The following is an 18,445-nucleotide window of genomic DNA, read 5'->3' as shown; positions in this document are numbered from 1 at the left end:
CGCATCTATTGGTATAAAAGCCTAAAAATACTTTTCCCTAAGCGTTATCAACTGTTATAACTAGAAAAAAATCACGCTAGGGTTTGTGAAATGAATACGGAGCAATTGCAGAAAACATTACGTGCCAGTCAATATGCTGAACAGGTGCTCGGAATCCATCAGGCCAGTTTAGAACAAGACTATGCAATTGATCAGTTTCAAACCTCGCTCAGTACAGCACAAATTCAACATTTTGTCGTAAGCAGCCTTGCCGATATCCAAGATGAAAATAGTTGGATGCGTGCAATTCGTGTGCTGCGCGCACGTCTCATGTTTCGTTGGATTTGGCAAGATGCCAATCAACTCACCGATGTCGTCACCTTAACGCGAGAGCTTTCAGACTTTGCCGATGCGTCCATCTGTGCGGCAAAAGATTTTGCGCTGAATCCGTTGATTGCGAAATATGGCGAACCGCTAGGCTATAAGGGGAAAGTTCAAGACCTAATTGTGGTTGCCATGGGAAAACTTGGTGCACAGGAACTTAATCTTTCAAGTGATATTGATCTTATTTTTGCCTTTGATGAACAGGGCGAAACCAATGGTCGAAAATGTATCGATGTACAGCAGTTCTGTATTTTGTGGGGACAAAAATTAATTTACCTGCTTGACCATATTACCGCAGATGGTTTTGTCTTCCGTGTAGATATGCGCCTTCGCCCATGGGGTGATGGTTCTGCCTTGGCAATCAGTCATGCGGCATTAGAAAAATATTTAAGCCAGCATGGACGCGAATGGGAACGCTATGCCTGGATTAAGGCACGTATCGTCACGGGCGGTAAAGAAGGCGCCGAGTTATTGGAAATGACCCGACCTTTCGTCTTCCGCAAATATGTCGATTACACCGCTTTCGAAGCTATGCGTGACATGAAAGCCATGATCGAACGTGAAGTGCTACGTCGTAATATCGAAGATGATATTAAACTCGGTGCAGGCGGAATTCGTGAAGTTGAGTTTATTGTTCAAGTCTTTCAGCTCATCTATGGCGGTTCAAAACTCGAGTTGCAAGACCGTCAATGTTTAGTGAGTCTGCATCATTTAGGTGAAGTTGGATTATTAGAAAATACCGCGGTTGCTGATTTAGAAGATGCGTATTTATTTTTACGTCGTATTGAACATGCGATACAAGCGCTCAATGATCAGCAAACCCAATCGTTGCCACATGAGCCTGAACCACGCCAACGTATTTTAGATACTTTAGGTTTTGCATCTTGGGATGACTTTTTGAATGTGCTCAATCAGAAACGTGCCAAAGTCATTTACCAGTTTGAACATCTTATTAAAGAAAAAGAACCCGATCCGTTATTGGAAAGTTTTAGTCATTTAGAAGCCCAGTTGAACGATGTTCTAGATGATGATGCCAAAAATTTAATTCACGAATTTTGGTATGGACATGCGCTGAAAAAATTACCTGCCAAAGCTGTACAGCGCTTAAAAACCTTTTGGCCACATCTCATTGAGGCGATATTACAGTCAGATAAACCTCAGGTGGCCTTACTACGTCTCATGCCTTTGGTGGAGTCGGTGCTGCGCCGTACGGTCTATTTGGTGATGCTGATTGAGAGCAAAGGGGCATTACAACGATTAGTGAAAATGGCAACAGTGAGTCCGTGGATCTGCGAAGAATTGACGCATTATCCCGTGCTGTTGGACGAGTTTTTGTCGATGGATTTTGAGCTGCCAAAGCGTAAAGATTTAGAAGACTCTCTACGTCAACAACTGCTTCGAATTGAAATTGATCAAGTTGAAGATCAGATGCGTGTTCTTCGATTATTTAAAAAATCCAATGTCTTAGCAGTAGCTGCTAGTGATGTTTTGGCCGAAAGCCCATTGATGAAAGTATCGGATGCATTGACCGATATTGCTGAAGTGTCGGTGAATGCAACCTTGCATTTGGCATATCAAATTGTTGCCAAAAAACATGGCTATCCAATTGATGCAGAAGGGCAGCGTTGTTCGATTGATCACACGGCTTTTGCGGTGATTGGTTATGGCAAGGTGGGTGGCATTGAGCTAGGTTATGGTTCGGACTTGGATTTGGTGTTTATTCACTATATGGACGAACAAGCCGATACCGATGGACAGAAACCAATTAGTGGCTTTGAATTTGCCATGCGGGTTGCACAAAAATTTATGTCCTTAATGACCACGCAAACCCTAGATGGTCGAGTGTATGAGGTGGATACACGTTTACGACCTTCGGGAGAAGCGGGGTTATTGGTGACCAGCTTAAAAGCCTTTGAGCAATATCAACATAAAAATGCTTGGGTCTGGGAGCATCAAGCTTTAGTACGTGCCAGAACGATTGCAGGTGAGCACAGTTTACGGATTGAAATTGAAAACTTGCGCTGCAATATTTTGACACAGCCACGCGATGAGAACAATGTTCGTGCAGAAGTGCTAAAAATGCGCCAAAAAATGAAAGACCATCTAGGTTCTTCTAAAGAGCAGCAAAAAGATGGAATTTTTCATTTAAAACAAGATGCAGGTGGTATCGTTGACATCGAATTTATGGCACAGTATGCAGTATTAGCATGGAGTGGGTCGAATCCCGATCTCGCCCATTACTCTGACAACGTACGAATCCTTGAGGATGCCGCAAGAACGGATTGCTTATCCAGCGCCGACGCGACAGCATTGATTCAAGCTTATCTCCGTGAACGAGCCGAGAGCCACCGTTTAGCACTTGCGAATCAATCCATGCAAGTTTCAGCTGACGATTGGCACGATACCCGAGTGGTCGTTTGCAAGCTATGGCAAAGATTAATTGATCCAACTGCAACGTTTGCATTGGATAAAAATGACTGTGTATAAAAATTTGGAGTGTGTGCCATGAACTTGGCTGATCGTGATGGTTTTATTTGGCAAGATGGACAATTAGTTGACTGGCGTGAGGCGAAAACTCACGTATTAACACATACATTGCATTACAGCATGGGTGTGTTTGAAGGCGTCCGTGCTTATGAAACTCCGAATGGAACGGCTATTTTCCGTTTAAAAGAACACACTAAGCGTTTATTAAATTCTGCAAAAATTTATCAAATGAAAGTCCCATTTGATCATGCAGCATTAGAACAAGCTCAAATTGATGTGGTTCGTGAAAATAAATTGGCTTCTTGCTATTTACGCCCAATTATTTTTATTGGTTCAGAAAAATTAGGTATTGCAGCAACTGACAATACAATTCATGCCGTTGTTGCTGCATGGAGCTGGGGTGCTTACCTTGGTGATGAAGCGATGGCGAAGGGTATTCGTGTTAAAACGTCTTCATTTACGCACCATCATCCAAACGTGACCATGTGTAAAGCAAAAGCATCTGGTAACTATACTTTGTCAATTCTTGCCCACCAAGAAGTGGCACATGCTGGTTATGACGAAGCAATGTTACTCGACCCACAAGGTTATGTATGTCAAGGTTCAGGCGAAAACGTATTCTTAGTTCGTGATGGCGTGATTCATACTCCTGACATCGCGGGTGGTGCACTTGATGGTATTACCCGTCAAACCATTATTACGATTGCGAAAGACCTTGGTTTTGAAGTGGTTGAACGTCGTATTACACGTGACGAATTCTATATCGCTGATGAAGCATTCTTCACAGGTACTGCTGCTGAAGTGACGCCAATCCGTGAATATGATGACCGTCAAATTGGTGAAGGTTGTCGTGGTCCAATCACTGAGCAAATCCAAACTGCATTCTTTAATGCGGTTCAGGGTAAAGACCCTAAATATGCGCACTGGTTAACTTACGTAAAATAAGCTGATCGGTTAAGATGAAAAGGCGAAACTAAGTTTCGCCTTTTTTATTGGCTTGAAGATATTAATTTTTGGGAACGTGACTATGCATATTGTTTATGTCAGTGATGGTAAAGCAGGACATCGCTCACAAGCTTTGGGTTTATTTAAAGCCATGCAGCGCCAATCTCAGGAAGCAGTCACATTTCAAGAAATTTCAATTGATGATTTGCCTATAGTGACACTTATTTCTGCACTGTTTAGCCATCGGCTTCATGCCGTAGAACACGAGCCAACCTATATTTTGGGCGTCGGCAGCCATACACATTTTCGAGTATGGCTGTTGGGCAAAGTGTATAACAACGCCAAAACCATTATTTTAATGAAGCCAAGCTTGCCGTTTGCATGGTTTGATTATGCAGTAATTCCACAGCACGATGGTATTCAGGCATCAAATAATGTACTGACCACACAGGGTGCGTTAAATCCTATTGTGAATGAGGAGCGGCATCAGCATGGTCGAATCCTGATCGCTTTGGGTGGCTCTTCAAAACGCCATCAGTGGAATGCAGCTAAAGTACTTCATGCAATTGAACAGATAGTCGAGCAGAATCCAAATTCAGAAATCATTTTGACCACTTCACGGCGCACACCAAAAGCGTTTTTAGCAGAATTAAAACAGTTAAAGAATATTGAAAAAGTACAGATTTTCCCAGTTGAAGACACTCCGCAAGGTTGGATTTTCGAAGAAATGCAAAAAGCTGAAGCGGTTTGGGTAACTGAAGATAGTGTTTCAATGATTTACGAGGCTCTCACCGCGGGTTGTAAAGTCGGGGTGATTGAAGTGGATCGGTTGAAGGAAGATCGGATTACAAAGTCTGTAGATGAAATTTTAAGACAAGGTTTGGTGTCATTACAGACGACTTTAACTGACTTGAATCTCGCTAGCGAATTTAAAGAAACTGACCGTATCGCCAAAAAGATTGTACTCGGTCCCTAAAGTATAGATAATACCCGACGAAAAATTTCTACCAACATTTCAGTCTATCTTGGAAATGTTTGAATAATATTACAGGGTTGTCCGGTCAATGCTAAAAACCTATTTGTTTCCATTTTTGCTTTCAATTGGGTTTTGCGTTGGCTTAGGTTTTTGGGACTATTTATCTGAAATCAAAGATGCTCCTTTATTCTTTGTTTTGGTTCTTTCGAGTACTTTTTTTTTCATTGCAGTAAAACAACTACATAGTTCTATTTTTAAGTACATTTTCCTTGCGCTATTTTTTGTCATTAGCCTGTATATTGCAAGTGGGACAGGGTTCTTACAAGGGCATATGTCTTTGGGAATCGTGGCATCGATGTTTCAAAGTAATACCAATGAAGCCTTTGAGTTTTTATCTGTAGTCGATCCTAAATATATTGTTTTTGCCTTTGTTATTTTCTTAAGCCTTTGTTTTTATATTTTATTTTTTAATCAAGCTAATCAAGGAAATTATCCCAAGTTGATTTTGACACTTATCTTTATAGCTAACGGCGTTAGTGTGTTTGGTATTCAAACTGCAATGGCGACGGTTAAATATAAACAAGAAGAGGCCAAACTCCTTGAGGATAATGTGCAAGATATCGATTGGCAAATTCAGCAGGTGAATGCTAGCTATGACAATCAAGTGATTATCATTGGTGAGAGTGTTCAGCGAGATCATTTATCACTCTACGGTTCGAAAGACGATACCACACCTTTTTTAAATGAGATGCCACTGGATGTTGTAGATCATTACATCGCAACTGCACCGAATACGGTAACTAGTCTGACTCGAACGCTGACTTTTGTTGATCAAAATCGTGAACCGCAGATTGCAAAAAATGTTGTGACGCTAGCAAAACAAGCGGGCTATAACACCATATGGATTTCAAATCAGGGATTTATGGGGAAAAATGATACGGCGATTTCTAAAATTGCCATTCATGCCGATCATCAGTTCTTCCTGAAAAGTGGTAACTATATGTCGAGTAATATTGATGACGACAAAATGGTCGAAATATTACAGGCCCAGTTAAAAAAATATGCCAATCAAAAAAATGTGATTTTTATTCATATGATGGGTTCACATCCGGATGCCTGTGAACGTCTGTTTAATGCACCACGTATGTATGCGAATAAACCTGAAACGATTAATTGTTATTTATCTTCGATCAATAAGTTGGATCACTTTATAGAACAGATATATACCACTTTGAAGGCTGATCAGCGTAATTTCAGTGTGACCTATTTTTCTGATCATGGTATGACCGTGGATGAAGATTCATATCATGTAGATAATGATTTTAAAGATAATTATCAGGTTCCATTTTTTGTATTACGTAGCGATGCGCAGGCCAAAAACTACTATAACAAGACTGTGAGTGCCTATGATTATATGCATATTTATGCAGATTTATTGGGGGTGAAAACACCATTATTAGATCCTAAAAAATCGTTGGCGAATATCGAAGACAATCAAAATGTCACCGTTTTTGATTGGGATGATTATGTGCCATATCAGTCTTTAAAAGGTCTGTAGTAATCGACTCAAGCTTATTTATATGGGGTTAAATACTGCTAACGAAATCTTTCACAATCAAGGAAATTATAGGCGTGTACTTTTAAAGCTTCAGAGCGTGTGGCAACATAGCCTGAGTGTGCTTAAAGGCTTATCCCTGTGATTTATATTGTTCTTATTCTTCTGTTATTGGTGATTGCGTTCAGCTACAAATATGCTTGGTGGAAACCTGCAGTCGATTGGAAGAAACCGCGTGTATTGATGTATCACATGGTTCGTCAGCATATTGATGGTGCAAAATTTAATAAGCTGCGAGTGAATCCTGAAGAGTTTGAAAAGCAAGTGGCGTGGATGAAGTCCGAAGGTTTTCATTTTGTGACCATGCAAGAACTACAAGACGACTGGGGAAAACACCCAGAAAAAACCGTTGCGATTACCTTTGATGATGGATATCTAGATAATTTAGAACATGCCTTTCCGATTTTAGAAAAATATCAAGCGAAAGCCACGATTTACGTGGTGGTAGATCGACATGACCGGGATTGGTCAACCTATAAGAAAGCCCATCATAACAGTGGTGAGTTAGCACGTGAGCCTAAGTTGAATGATGAGCAAGTCAAACAGTTGGCAGCCAGTGGTTTAGTCGAAATTGGCTCACATACCATGACGCATGCAAATTTAGATAAATTGAGTGATGAAGCGTGTCTTTCTGAGTTAACTCAATCGAAGCAGCAATTAGAAGAAATGACAGGAAAACCAGTACATAGTTTTGCTTATCCATTTGGAATATATTCGGAACGTGATGTCGTACTCGCAAAACAAGCTGGCTATACCAATGCTGTGACCACCATAGAAGGCATTGATGACTTCAGTCCTGATTTTATGCAATTACGTCGTATTAAAATTAGTGGTAAAGACTCGATGTTTGCAGTGAAGTTAAGACTCAAATTAGGTAAGCGAGAGGGTTGAGCATGCGTATTACATTAGTCATGGCCAGTGCTGAAGATGGTGGTCTAGAAAAGCATGTGATTGAATTGGCGAATGGGTTAAGCCAAAACAATCAGGTCAGCTTGATTGCGCATGAGCGTTTTGCTCATTTACTCGATGCAAAAGTGAATGTTGTAAAAATGGATTTGAGCGGAAGTCGGCATAATCCTTGGACAAAGTATCAGTTAAAAAAGAAAATTATTGAAACTCAGCCAGATGTATTACATGTACATGCAGCAAAAACAGCCCAATTTGTGCATGGAATGGTTAAATCATTTGCTTTCCCCTGTGTCGTAACGGTTCATGGTCAAAAGAAAAAGAATCAGATGAATCAATCATTTGATCATATTGTTGTAGTGAGTGAACAGTTAAAACATCAATTGGAAAATCCATCCAAAACTTCAGTGGTATATAACGGCGTTGAACTGAAGATCGTTCGTCAAAAATTTCAAAAGAATCGTAAGTTCATTGCAGTTGGTCGCTTAAATGAGGTGAAAGGTTTCGACGTTTTACTTCAAGCTTGGCAAGATATTCCTCATCGGTTGACGATTGCAGGCGAAGGGGAACAGCGTCCGTTATTAGAGCAGCTTATTCAAGATTTAAATTTATCCGATCGGGTTCAGCTCATCGGATTTTGTGAAGAGATACAACAGCAGATCAGTGAGCATGAAGCACTTATCGTCTCGTCTTTACGTGAAGGTGGTCCTTACACTTTGGGTGAAGCTTTATTATTAAATCGACCTGTTTTTGGAACCTGTGTTGGGATGATGCCTGAGTTTATTTCCGAAACATGGTTATGTGAAACGAATGATGTCGATGCTTTACAACAACTGATCAAACGCTATTGCGCCTTGGAGCATCCTGAGTCTGTTTTTCAAGATGCATTTAACTTGGCACAACAGCATTTAACCATCGAGCATATGCTATTGAATACAGAACAAGTATATAGGCAGGCGATTGCGAGTCAGGCTGCTTAAACTTGTTTATAGTTAGTGACTTCGATGAACTTTTTAAAGAAAGGCTGAAATACTGGTGGCATGTAGGCTGAACTAATAAATTTGGTGCTTACTTCTGTAATGCCGTAAATTTTACAGAACATAATACGATGATGTCCTTGATTCAGCTTATCTTTTACGCCCATAGAACGGCATAACATGATATGCATTGGAAAGTTGAAGTCATAACCAGAATCTTTAAAAGAGTTTTCCAGTTTACTGAAGCGTTCCTGACGTTTATCTTCATCCAGCTTCCAACGACGGCTCGTCCAGTTGTATGCCGTTTCAGGCGTTTTAATATTCCGTTCTAACGCATTTTGTGTAATGTCACTGAGTAAAATACGATAGCTATGAGAACCAAAATTTTGGCGACGAGAGCGAATTTTTTTAATAAAAGAACCAAAAAAGTTAAATAAAAAACCTTCGGTTTGGAATGCAAATCGAGTACGTACACGATCTTGCTCCAATGAAGTCACTGACTTTAAATAGATAATACAATCTTGATGCTGGTTTGCTTCACACGCTAAAAGAACAACCGCATCACAACCTAAATGATCACCTTGAAAAGAAAAATCACGCTGCGATAAAGTGATTAAGCTTTCTGGATGAACATGATAAGTTTCTGAAGATAGGCCGAAATTTGTTTGCATGTGGACTCACATCAAATGAAATAAATTTGAACGATTCACGATAGTGTAACATGGCTGATTTTGTAGCGTATAATGTCGTATTCGCTGAGATTGGAAAAAAGAATGGGCAATCCACTTCGTTATGTTGCTTTAGGTGGTTGTAATACCGCTGGCGAAGTACACAACATCGGTAATGCATATCCTGAACGTATTGCACAGGCACAAGGCTGGGCACTTGAAAACTATGGTTATACCATGTCGAGTACACGTGAAGGCATTCAATTTTTTAATCTGAAAAATGTCGCTGAAGCTGATGTGATTAGCATTCAATTTGGTGGGGTAGACAGTTGGTTGACATTCAAAGGTTCACCTTTTGTCCTGTATTATCCAGATTCACCATGGCGTAAATTCCTGAGAAAAATCGTCAAAAAAATCAAGAAATATGCACGAAAAATTCATTGGCATAATGTTGTAGGCGAAACCAATGTTGTGCCATATCAAGAGTATATCGATAATATTCGTTATATGATTGATCATAGCAAAGCTCAATATATTCTTTTAGTAGAAACTTATCCGAACAAAGATAAATCACGTGAACCACGTATTCTTAAATACAACCAAGCACTGAAAGATTTGAGTGATGGTAAACGTGTACTGTATGTCCCTAATTATGAAATATTGAATCAAGACTTAGTTAACAACTATGATGATTCAACCCATTTATCATCTCAAGGTCAGCAAGTTGTGACGGATGCTGCATTAGCTGCGATTCGACAAGCTGAAGCGCAATAAAAAAAGCCGCTCAATGAGCGGCTTTTTTTAGGCACAAATTTGGCTAAAAATCTGTTCATGTTTTAACTTGGTTTGCTGATCAAAGGACTGAAGTTTGAGCTTTTCTTCATCGCTAAATTTAGCCTTTGCATAAAGTTGTTCAAGACTCAGTTGTTTTAAGTCTTCCAAACGAATATGGCGATCTGTCACCTGTGCATCACTGAGCAGGTTATGCGTTTTAGAGGTATTTGATGCCACGATCAGCACTGGGATTTGCATCTGTAAACAAAAACATAAGCAGTGATAACGACCAGTGATCACCAAATCACTTGCTAGCATTTTTTGCTTAAACGCCTGTGTGTCGTCAATACAATAATTAAAGTCTTGATAATAACGACGCGGTTTATACAGCCCAAAGGTGAGTTTAGAAAGAAGATTATATTGTTTTAACTTCTTCATTTTTTTTGGATTGTAGCCAATCGTATGCGCATCTAAGGGCAAGTTTTTGGTGATCGGATGATAGTCAAAGCGTTGCTTTTCCGCATAGGAAAATAGGGCATCACTGACATGGCTATACACCGAATCATTCACAATGACTTGAGCAGGACGTGTTGTTGCTGATTCTGTTGTATGAGCTGGATTAAACTTATGACTCGAATAAAAGGTTAAATCGGCGGCATATTCACAATGTGGATGCTGTGGCTGCAACGTTGCTAAACTTTTTTTATCGCGTACATAGAGCCCATCAAAATCTTGAATCAGTTCATTCCATGACGTTGGGTTATTTTCCCAAGTACTGTTCAACAGAAATACAGGTATGCCTTGTTGTTTGGCGATAGATCCAAGTTTGAGGAGAAACTCACCAAAAGGCGCTGCATCATGCAGTGTACCTTCTCCATTGATCAGGACAATATCGATATCTTTTAATAACTCAAGCCATTTTTCTTCAGAAATCGTTTGCCCCGTACAAAGTTGAGAAAACTTCGCATCAGGATGATTTTTCTGTATTAGACTGTACAGATTATTCATTACGACTTCGCAACCATGGTGTAGGTTGGTACGGGTATCATTGAGAATAAAAAAGTGTTTCAAAAAGGTTACCTATTGTTCAAGATCAAAATGGCATTGGAAATCATAACGTTTAATTTTGGTGGGCAAATCATTCTGCCTCAACCCTTAATATAGTGTAATAGTGATGATAAAACGATTGTTTATTGTGCGGACCCCATTACAGTTATTTAATGCCTTTGAGGCAATGCAACGGTTTCATCAAGCCGATACGCAAAATGAACTGTTAGTAGTTTATGGTTCACTGCGAGACCATCGCATGATGCAACAGATGTTACAGACACTTCAGGGCTGGAATCGTATTGTATATCAACCTTTTATGGGGTGGAAAAAGAAGTTTTATGCATTTCAGTTGAAAAAGCATTTTCCAGATCATAGTCAATATGACGATATTTTTACAGGGATGATTCAGCATATTCCACTGCATCTCATGAATAGTTTAAATGCAAAAAATTATTGGTTAATCGATGATGGTAATGAAACTCGGATGATTGTGGAACATCTAAATCAGGGCACTTACTACACAAAAGATCGATCACAAGGGTTGTTCGGGATTAGACAAAACCCTGAAGTTTTAAAAAAAATCCAATTATTTACCTTATATGACGATTTAGAAACTACACATCCGGTGACGATCAATGATTATCGGATCTTTAAACAAAACGCACGTACGCTAGAGACAAAAAATGGTTGCGATTTAGTCATTGGTTCGAATCTTGTGGGAACGTATCTTAAGTCAGAAGCTGAATATTTAAGTATTTTAAAATCGCTTAAACAGCAAATGGCGGATCGACATTTATACTATGCACCACATCGATATCTGAGTGAAAGTACCGTTCAAGCGATTGAAAGCATGGGCTATGAAATTTTGAAATATGATACGATTTTAGAGCTTTTTCAGTATGAGCAGGGCTGGTGTTTTGAGCGTTATTATTCGATACGTTCGACTGCTATCGACACCCTGACACAGCTTTATGGTGCAGCAGGGGCATTTATACGTTTAGATGAGTCGCACTTTGTAAATCATGCGAAATGGCAAGAATGCAATGAAATTTGGAATACAGCACAGCATGTGATCAGTTTGGAAACAACCGAGAGAGCACTGAATTAATCTTCAGTGCGATCCGCATTACCTTTCAACACCATATAAATCAAACCGACAAAGATTAATAAAGCACCCGCAAGGCTGCTGACACAGAATAAAACAATTCGGTTATAAGTGGTTAAGTTGAATAATTCATTGGCTAAAATGTAGCGCATGAACAACCATTGTACGACAGAAAAAACAATCAACACGATTGCACGACGACGGACTTCAGGACGCATAGCCATAGGAGAATCACTTAAAGTGGAAATTGAGGCTATTATGCCACTGTCGATAATCGATCTCAATTGAATAAGATTAATTCAAGCCTGTGGAACACAACTCTAAAGGTTGAGATGTTCTTAGATCACCTTTATTTGCGGTACATATTGATATTGCCAAAGCAGACCCGAAAGCGTTTATAAGACCAGATATACTGTTCTGGTGCTTGGTTAATGATCTCTTGCATGGCAATGTTGAGCGTGTCGACAGAACATTGTAAGTCTTTAGATAAAATCTCGTCTGATAAGGTTTGGCAATGCACATCAAAGTACTGTAGGTTAGGTTGTCGGATACAACTTAATCCAATGACATTGCATTGGGTTTTTGCAGCAAGTTTTGAAACAAGTGTGATCGATAAAGTATTTTGCCCAAAAAAATTGGAATAAATCCCGCCTGAAGGCTTCGGTAAATGGTCAGGTAAAATGACCGTCAGACCACCTTGTTTCAAATGTTTAAAAATGGCACGGATCCCAGTTTCATCTGTCGGGACTAAGGTTGCATTAAACTTCTCTCGTGCTTCTAACAGATAACGATTGATCCCTTTATTTTTATTCGGTTTATACATAATCATCGGTTCTGTATACAAGTTCAGCCATGCATTGAGTAGTTCCCAACAGCCAAAATGCGGAACCACAACAATGACACCTTTTTTATTTGCCAGTGCTTCCGTGAGGATATTTTCACCATAAATGTTTTTCAATAAGCTCAGGCTATAACTTGGCGGCATCCCCCAACATTTAATAAATTCAATATAGGTCAGGCATTGGCTGCGGATACTTTGATTGATGAGCTGTCTCTGCGCAGTCTCTGACAAATCGGGGTAGGCCAGTTGAATGTTGATGCTAGTGATACGTTTGATCGATGAATTAAATAGATTAAGAATAAACGCGATCATCAAGGCCAAGTTTTGTAACAGCCAAAGTGGCAATAGCGCGATGATTTTGAATATAAAGTACATGAATCACAAGGTCTCAAAATTGACAGCATGGGATAAAATAAATTTTGCCAAGAGACCGGACTTATTCAGTGAAAAGTACAAAAAGATCTGAATCTAAAAACAAAATAATTGGAAGTGGAAAATTGAGCTGTCCATTGCTCAAACGAAGAGGTGCATCATCATAACGTACTTGAAGCGTTTTGATATTAGCAAAGTCAATCAAATCTTTAATTTATGTTTTGTAGGTTTTCGACCACCTTTTGTAGGTTGAAATAAAAAAACCCTGCATAGCGCAGGGTTTTTTGAACCTTAAAATCTAAATCTTAAAATGTAAGATTATTTAGATTCTTCAGCTTTTGGTTTTTCACGTAAGCGAATACCTAAGTCACGTAATTGGTTCGCTTCAACTGGCGCAGGCGCTTGAGTTAAAGGACATTCCGCAGTCTTAGTTTTCGGGAATGCAATCACGTCACGGATAGAAGATGCACCAGTCATCAACATCACTAAACGGTCAAGACCGAATGCCAAACCACCATGAGGAGGCGCACCGAATTTCAAGGCATTAAGCAAGAAGCTGAATTTCTCTTCTGCTTCTTCTTCAGAAATACCAAGCGCTTCAAAGATCGCTTTTTGCATTTCTAGGTTATAAATACGAAGTGAACCACCACCGATTTCAGTACCGTTCAATACCATATCGTAAGCAACAGAAAGTGCAGCACCTGGGTTGTTCTTCACTTCTTCAACGCTTGATTTAGGAAGCGTGAATGGGTGGTGAACAGATGTCCATTTGCCATCGTCAGTTTCTTCGAACATTGGGAAGTCAACAACCCAAAGTGGCGCCCACTCGCAAGTTGCAAGTTTCATGTCGTGACCGACTTTAATACGTAAAGCACCCATCGCATCATTTACGATTTTCGCTTTGTCCGCACCAAAGAATACGATGTCGCCATTTTCAGCACCAACGCGTTTCAATAGATCAAGTACGATAGGCTCGATAAATTTAACGATTGGAGATTGAAGACCTTCAATACCTTTTTCAAGCTCGTTGACTTTAATGTAAGCCAAACCTTTCGCGCCATAAATGCCAACGAATTTAGTGTATTCGTCGATTTGGCTACGTGGAAGCGCGCCAGCACCTGGTACGCGAAGCGCAACAATACGGCCTTTAGGATCTTTTGCAGGACCTGCGAATACTTTGAACTCAACGTCTTGCATCATGTCTGCAACATCAACAAGTTTCAAAGGAATACGTAAGTCAGGTTTATCAGATGCATAGTCACGCATTGCATCTGCATACGTCATACGTGGGAACTTGTCGAACTGAACGTTTAGAAGTTCTTTGAACATCTTAACCGTTAAACGTTCCATTAAATCCATGATGTCATCGTCACTCATGAACGATGTTTCAACGTCGATTTGTGTGAATTCAGGCTGACGGTCAGCACGTAAGTCTTCATCACGGAAACATTTAGCAATTTGGTAGTAACGATCGATACCGCCAACCATTAACAACTGTTTGAACAATTGTGGAGATTGTGGAAGTGCGTAGAAGCTACCGTTAGAAACACGACTTGGTACTAAATAGTCACGCGCACCTTCAGGAGTCGCACGAGTCAAAATCGGTGTTTCCACGTCTAAGAAACCATTTTCTTCGAAGTAGTTACGAATTAGGTTAGTCAATTTAGAACGGAAACGAAGACGATCTAACATTTCTGGACGACGGATATCCAAGAAACGATATTTCAAACGTACTTCTTCAGAAATATTTGTGTTGTCGTCATTCAATGGGAATGGCGGAGTTTCTGAACCAGCAAGCACTTCGATTTCTTTACCAAGAACTTCGATTTGACCGCTAGTCATATTCGCGTTTTCAGTACCTGCGTAACGACGACGTACACGGCCTGTAATTTTTAATACGAATTCTGAACGTGCTTTGTCCGCAGTTGCGAATGCTTCAGGAGTATCTGGGTCAATAACCACTTGAACAAGACCATCACGGTCACGCATGTCAAGGAAGATTACACCACCGTGGTCACGGCGACGGTGAACCCAACCGCATAATGTAACGGTTTGGTCAATTTGAGCTTCGGTTAAAGAACCGCAGTAATGAGTTCGCATCATAGCGTTAGAAATCCAACTATATGGGTTAAGGTCAGCGAATGCGTAAACAGCGCACCGCTTTTATTCGAATAGGGGATTATGCCTCTTTTTGGCTGTTTTGTCACAAGGACTTATTGCTAAAACTGCCAAATTTACAGCAAATTTTCGGTCAATGATGGGCTTAAGCCGATGACGTTGAAAAAATATTGGTGCTCTTGCTTAAGATCAGAAATATCAGACTACCGAGGCTAAACGTGGCTAAAAATGCACGAAAAAAATAATTAATAGCCTTGCCGACATAGGCATACAGGTCATGCACAAATGCATCTGAATAAATACTGTCAGCAAAATAAAAATAACTAGCGATTCCCGCAGCTAAAGACAGGGCCGCTAAACCATATACATAGACTTTGATGGTTGTGGGGACGTTTACAGTACTTCGATAGTAAAGATGATGACGATAAATCATCCATGCTAAAACGGGGAGAGCCAATCCAGATAATCCAATTTGCAACACACGATGTAAGGGATATGAATGACCGAAAAATTGAATCGGTAGACTCAATAGATCCTTAAATGCAAAGGTACGAAAGTCAACATGGGTCAAGCCATCCCAAACAATATGCGTCGATGTTCCAACGATGAGTGCGAGGATAAGGCTGAGTATAAATCCGCAAAATTTATTGAAATTCTGTAGATTCAGCGGCTTATTTAAACCAAAAAAAGCAAATAACATCGGGCGATAGAGCACATACCACAGCACACAAAACAGCAAGCCTAGGATTAAGTTTGGAAAAATTAACCCCGACCATTGATGTGAACCTGCATAGTCAGCATTAGTAAATAAACGGAATAAATCCGGCACCATGCTACCAATTGCGAGTGCTGCAATAGGCAGGCGATTTCCGCTTAATTTGGAAATAGGCGGTGCGAGTACAGCATGGGATATGGTAAAAGGCATTGAACTAAAATAAATATATGAATAAATACAATGTGGTATCGGTGAGTCTATATGATTTGGGCAGATTAGAATGTTTTTTATTGCAAAAGTAATGAAATGTTATATTATAACATTATTCAAAATTAGCCAGATTTGAGTCTCTCCAAATGTCTTTTCATAAGAATTTAATCACAATCTCAATTTTTGCAGTGATTGCACCCAATATTTATGCTGATGATCAGCAACAACAGGTACAAACTTTAGAGGCGATTAATGTTCAGGTTCATCCTTTAAATCAAAGTGCTGCAGATTTTGCGGTTGCAGATAACATTATTAAGCATAAAGATTTGGCACAAGGTGGAGTCACTATTGGTGATGCCATTGCCGGACAACCTGGAGTGTATTCAAATCAGTTTGGTGCAGGCTCAAGTCGACCTGTAATACGTGGGCAAGATGGGCCACGTGTCAAAGTGTTGGAGCATGCATCTGAAACAGCAGATGTTTCAACTTTATCCCCTGACCATGCAGTGACGGTTGATCCAATTTTAGCGAAACAAGTAGAAGTGATTCGTGGGCCATCAACACTGTTATATGCGGCAGGAACAGTCGGCGGTTTGGTCAACGTGACGGATCAAAAAATTCCTACCTCTATTCCTGATAAGGGCTATGAGGGGCAAGTTGGGGTTCGTTATAACTCAGGCAGTGATGAAAAATTGGCGAGTGCCGGTGTTACTGCTGCGCTAGGTGAAAATTTTGCACTGCGTGTTGAGGGCTCAAAGCGTAAAGCCAATGACTATATCGCACCCAATTATTTCCATGATCATGGGGGTGAATTAGAAAAAGAACGTCGTGTGGGTAATACTTTTGCTGAAGGCGAAAATGTAACGATTGGTGCGTCATGGATTCATGAGCGCGGTTTTGCGGGTCTGTCTTATACGAATCGTCAGGATCAATATGGTTTGCCTGGTCATAGCCATGAATATGAAAGCTGTCATCCACATGATGACCATTTACATTGTGATGGTCATGACAACCATGGGCATACCGATGAGCATGATCATTCGGCGCATGACGAACATGATCACGATCATGATGCCGCAGGCCCATGGGTCGACTTAAAGTCAGAACGTTATGATTTCCGTACCGAACTTGCGAATCCGTTTGCGGGCTTCCAAAAACTCCGTGCACATGCAAGTTATACCGATTATCAACATGATGAAATTGAAGGTGATACAGCGGCAACGACCTTTAAAAGTCAGGGCTATGATGGTCGTTTAGAGTTGGTGCATAACCCGATTGCGGATTGGGAAGGGGTGATAGGCGCACAATACAATCAGCAAAAGCTCAATATCAGTGGCGAAGAGTCGTTGATGAACCCAAATAAAACCCAAAAATGGAGTATATTTGGTTTAGAACATAAACAATTTGGTGATTTTCATGTCGAGCTGGGCGCCCGTGTCGATCAGCAGAAAATTCAGATCGATTCTGCACAAAAAGATTATGACGATTATGGTATTTCCTACTCTGGTGCTGTGAACTGGGCGTTTGCACCCAATTATAAATTATCCTTGGTGGGTTCTCATCAAGAGCGTTTGCCATTGGCGCAAGAGCTCTATGCAGATGGTAAGCATTTTGCGACCAATACCTATGAACGCGGAAATGAAAATCTAGATGTTGAAAAATCTAATAATCTAGAATTAGGTTTCCATTATGAAAAAGATCAGTTGGATTATCACGTTCATGTGTACCACAACTGGTATGACAACTACATTTATGCTGCAACCAAAGATAATTTTGAAAACTTCCGCTTAGTTGATTACACCCAAGACAAAGCCAAGTTCTATGGTGCGGAAGCTCAAGTGGGTTATGTAGTAAATGACATGTATAAACTCAGTGTCTTTGGTGATTATGTTCGCGGCAAAATTGATGGTGAAAATGCGCCACGTGTGCCTGCAGGGCGCTTAGGAACCAAGGTCGATGTTGACTTTGCCGATGGTTGGTCAGGTCTTGCAGAATATTCACATGTATTCAAACAAGACAAAATCACTGCATTTGAGCGTGAAACAGATGGCTACAACATGGTGAATTTGGGTGTGGCCTATAGTGGTCAATTGAAAGATAAAAATGATTATCGAGTCTATTTCAAAGCCAATAATTTATTGGATGAAGATGTTTATTCTCACACGTCATTCCTTGCCAATATTCCACAAGTCGGTCGTAATTTTACGGTTGGTCTTGAATTTGGTTTCTAATTGAATTTGCACAGACTTCTCTAAGTAAGTCTAGGTAAAGTCACAGAAATCCTCTTGAAAAATCAATGAATAAAACCTAGTCTGAGCGCATT

15 protein-coding genes are annotated in these 18,445 nt (G+C 40.2%); 9 read left to right on the top strand and 6 right to left on the bottom strand.

The window, feature by feature from the left end:
* Nucleotides 1-90: 90 nt before the first annotated feature.
* The 6 genes from glnE (at nucleotide 91) to B1201_RS14550 (ending at nucleotide 8,272) form a co-directional block, all read left to right on the top strand.
* Complete coding sequence (glnE, locus tag B1201_RS14575) at nucleotides 91-2,850, top strand: bifunctional [glutamate--ammonia ligase]-adenylyl-L-tyrosine phosphorylase/[glutamate--ammonia-ligase] adenylyltransferase (RefSeq protein WP_078194171.1); 2,760 nt, start codon at nucleotides 91-93, stop codon at nucleotides 2,848-2,850.
* Between the two features lie 18 nt (nucleotides 2,851-2,868).
* The gene (locus B1201_RS14570; RefSeq protein WP_078191262.1) at nucleotides 2,869-3,795 is read left to right on the top strand and encodes a branched-chain amino acid transaminase; all 927 of its coding nucleotides are present in this window, start codon (nucleotides 2,869-2,871) and stop codon (nucleotides 3,793-3,795) included.
* An 82-nt stretch (nucleotides 3,796-3,877) separates the two neighbouring features.
* Nucleotides 3,878-4,771, top strand: coding sequence for a mitochondrial fission ELM1 family protein (locus tag B1201_RS14565; RefSeq protein WP_078194170.1), 894 nt, complete (start codon nucleotides 3,878-3,880; stop codon nucleotides 4,769-4,771).
* A gap of 88 nt (nucleotides 4,772-4,859) precedes the next feature.
* Nucleotides 4,860-6,329 carry a phosphoethanolamine transferase gene (locus B1201_RS14560; protein ID WP_078194169.1) on the top strand — a complete coding sequence of 490 codons (1,470 nt, stop codon included), beginning with the start codon at nucleotides 4,860-4,862 and terminating at the stop codon, nucleotides 6,327-6,329.
* Between the two features lie 138 nt (nucleotides 6,330-6,467).
* Nucleotides 6,468-7,277, top strand: a complete 810-nt coding sequence (locus tag B1201_RS14555) for a polysaccharide deacetylase family protein (protein WP_078194168.1) — start codon at nucleotides 6,468-6,470, stop codon at nucleotides 7,275-7,277.
* 2 nt (nucleotides 7,278-7,279) lie between these two features.
* Nucleotides 7,280-8,272, top strand: a complete 993-nt coding sequence (locus B1201_RS14550) for a glycosyltransferase (RefSeq protein WP_078194167.1) — start codon at nucleotides 7,280-7,282, stop codon at nucleotides 8,270-8,272.
* Here the strand turns inward: B1201_RS14550 and B1201_RS14545 are convergent.
* Nucleotides 8,269-8,940, bottom strand: coding sequence for a hypothetical protein (locus tag B1201_RS14545; protein ID WP_078194166.1), 672 nt, complete (start codon nucleotides 8,938-8,940; stop codon nucleotides 8,269-8,271). The genes B1201_RS14550 and B1201_RS14545 overlap by 4 nt on opposite strands.
* A 102-nt stretch (nucleotides 8,941-9,042) precedes the next feature.
* On the opposite strand from B1201_RS14545, the gene B1201_RS14540 reads away from it, so the two are divergent.
* Nucleotides 9,043-9,711, top strand: a complete 669-nt coding sequence (locus B1201_RS14540; protein WP_078194165.1) for an SGNH/GDSL hydrolase family protein — start codon at nucleotides 9,043-9,045, stop codon at nucleotides 9,709-9,711.
* Between the two features lie 27 nt (nucleotides 9,712-9,738).
* Here B1201_RS14540 and B1201_RS14535 read toward each other — a convergent pair whose 3' ends face one another.
* A complete protein-coding gene (locus tag B1201_RS14535; protein WP_078194164.1) occupies nucleotides 9,739-10,782 on the bottom strand; it encodes a polysaccharide pyruvyl transferase family protein in 1,044 nt (347 codons plus the stop codon).
* A 124-nt stretch (nucleotides 10,783-10,906) separates the two neighbouring features.
* Here B1201_RS14535 and B1201_RS14530 point away from each other — a divergent pair, with 124 nt between their 5' ends.
* On the top strand, nucleotides 10,907-11,869 hold the full coding sequence (locus B1201_RS14530; RefSeq protein WP_143221709.1) for a hypothetical protein: 963 nt from the start codon (nucleotides 10,907-10,909) through the stop codon (nucleotides 11,867-11,869).
* On the opposite strand, the gene B1201_RS14525 is transcribed toward B1201_RS14530, so the two are convergent.
* The 4 genes from B1201_RS14525 to B1201_RS14510 form a co-directional block, all read right to left on the bottom strand.
* Nucleotides 11,866-12,090, bottom strand: a complete 225-nt coding sequence (locus B1201_RS14525) for a hypothetical protein (RefSeq protein ID WP_067767767.1) — start codon at nucleotides 12,088-12,090, stop codon at nucleotides 11,866-11,868. The genes B1201_RS14530 and B1201_RS14525 overlap by 4 nt on opposite strands.
* Nucleotides 12,091-12,215: 125 nt before the next feature.
* Complete coding sequence (locus B1201_RS14520) at nucleotides 12,216-13,082, bottom strand: lysophospholipid acyltransferase family protein (protein WP_078194162.1); 867 nt, start codon at nucleotides 13,080-13,082, stop codon at nucleotides 12,216-12,218.
* Between the two features lie 315 nt (nucleotides 13,083-13,397).
* The gene (gene aspS, locus B1201_RS14515; RefSeq protein WP_078194161.1) at nucleotides 13,398-15,182 is read right to left on the bottom strand and encodes an aspartate--tRNA ligase; all 1,785 of its coding nucleotides are present in this window, start codon (nucleotides 15,180-15,182) and stop codon (nucleotides 13,398-13,400) included.
* Nucleotides 15,183-15,342: 160 nt separating this feature from the next.
* Complete coding sequence (locus tag B1201_RS14510) at nucleotides 15,343-16,122, bottom strand: DUF4184 family protein (protein ID WP_078194160.1); 780 nt, start codon at nucleotides 16,120-16,122, stop codon at nucleotides 15,343-15,345.
* A 146-nt stretch (nucleotides 16,123-16,268) separates the two neighbouring features.
* Between B1201_RS14510 and znuD the strand changes: the two genes are divergently transcribed.
* Nucleotides 16,269-18,353 carry a zinc piracy TonB-dependent receptor ZnuD gene (gene znuD, locus B1201_RS14505; protein ID WP_078194159.1) on the top strand — a complete coding sequence of 695 codons (2,085 nt, stop codon included), beginning with the start codon at nucleotides 16,269-16,271 and terminating at the stop codon, nucleotides 18,351-18,353.
* Nucleotides 18,354-18,445 lie beyond the last annotated feature (92 nt).

The sequence above is a fragment of the Acinetobacter sp. ANC 5600 genome (assembly GCF_002018395.1).
Classification (GTDB): Bacteria; Pseudomonadota; Gammaproteobacteria; order Pseudomonadales; family Moraxellaceae; genus Acinetobacter; species Acinetobacter amyesii.
This window is presented reverse-complemented; position numbering and strand designations above follow the sequence as displayed.

Excerpts from the sequence above, each read along its gene's own strand:
- B1201_RS14565 (WP_078194170.1), top strand. The coding sequence starts at position 3,878 with ATGCATATTGTTTATGTCAGTGATGGTAAAGCAGGACATCGCTCACAA.
- B1201_RS14545 (WP_078194166.1), bottom strand. The coding sequence starts at position 8,940 with ATGCAAACAAATTTCGGCCTATCTTCAGAAACTTATCATGTTCATCCA.
- B1201_RS14540 (WP_078194165.1), top strand. The coding sequence starts at position 9,043 with ATGGGCAATCCACTTCGTTATGTTGCTTTAGGTGGTTGTAATACCGCT.
- glnE (WP_078194171.1), top strand. The coding sequence starts at position 91 with ATGAATACGGAGCAATTGCAGAAAACATTACGTGCCAGTCAATATGCT.
- B1201_RS14550 (WP_078194167.1), top strand. The coding sequence starts at position 7,280 with ATGCGTATTACATTAGTCATGGCCAGTGCTGAAGATGGTGGTCTAGAA.
- B1201_RS14560 (WP_078194169.1), top strand. The coding sequence starts at position 4,860 with ATGCTAAAAACCTATTTGTTTCCATTTTTGCTTTCAATTGGGTTTTGC.
- aspS (WP_078194161.1), bottom strand. The coding sequence starts at position 15,182 with ATGATGCGAACTCATTACTGCGGTTCTTTAACCGAAGCTCAAATTGAC.
- B1201_RS14570 (WP_078191262.1), top strand. The coding sequence starts at position 2,869 with ATGAACTTGGCTGATCGTGATGGTTTTATTTGGCAAGATGGACAATTA.
- B1201_RS14510 (WP_078194160.1), bottom strand. The coding sequence starts at position 16,122 with ATGCCTTTTACCATATCCCATGCTGTACTCGCACCGCCTATTTCCAAA.
- znuD (WP_078194159.1), top strand. The coding sequence starts at position 16,269 with ATGTCTTTTCATAAGAATTTAATCACAATCTCAATTTTTGCAGTGATT.
- B1201_RS14525 (WP_067767767.1), bottom strand. The coding sequence starts at position 12,090 with ATGGCTATGCGTCCTGAAGTCCGTCGTCGTGCAATCGTGTTGATTGTT.
- B1201_RS14520 (WP_078194162.1), bottom strand. The coding sequence starts at position 13,082 with ATGTACTTTATATTCAAAATCATCGCGCTATTGCCACTTTGGCTGTTA.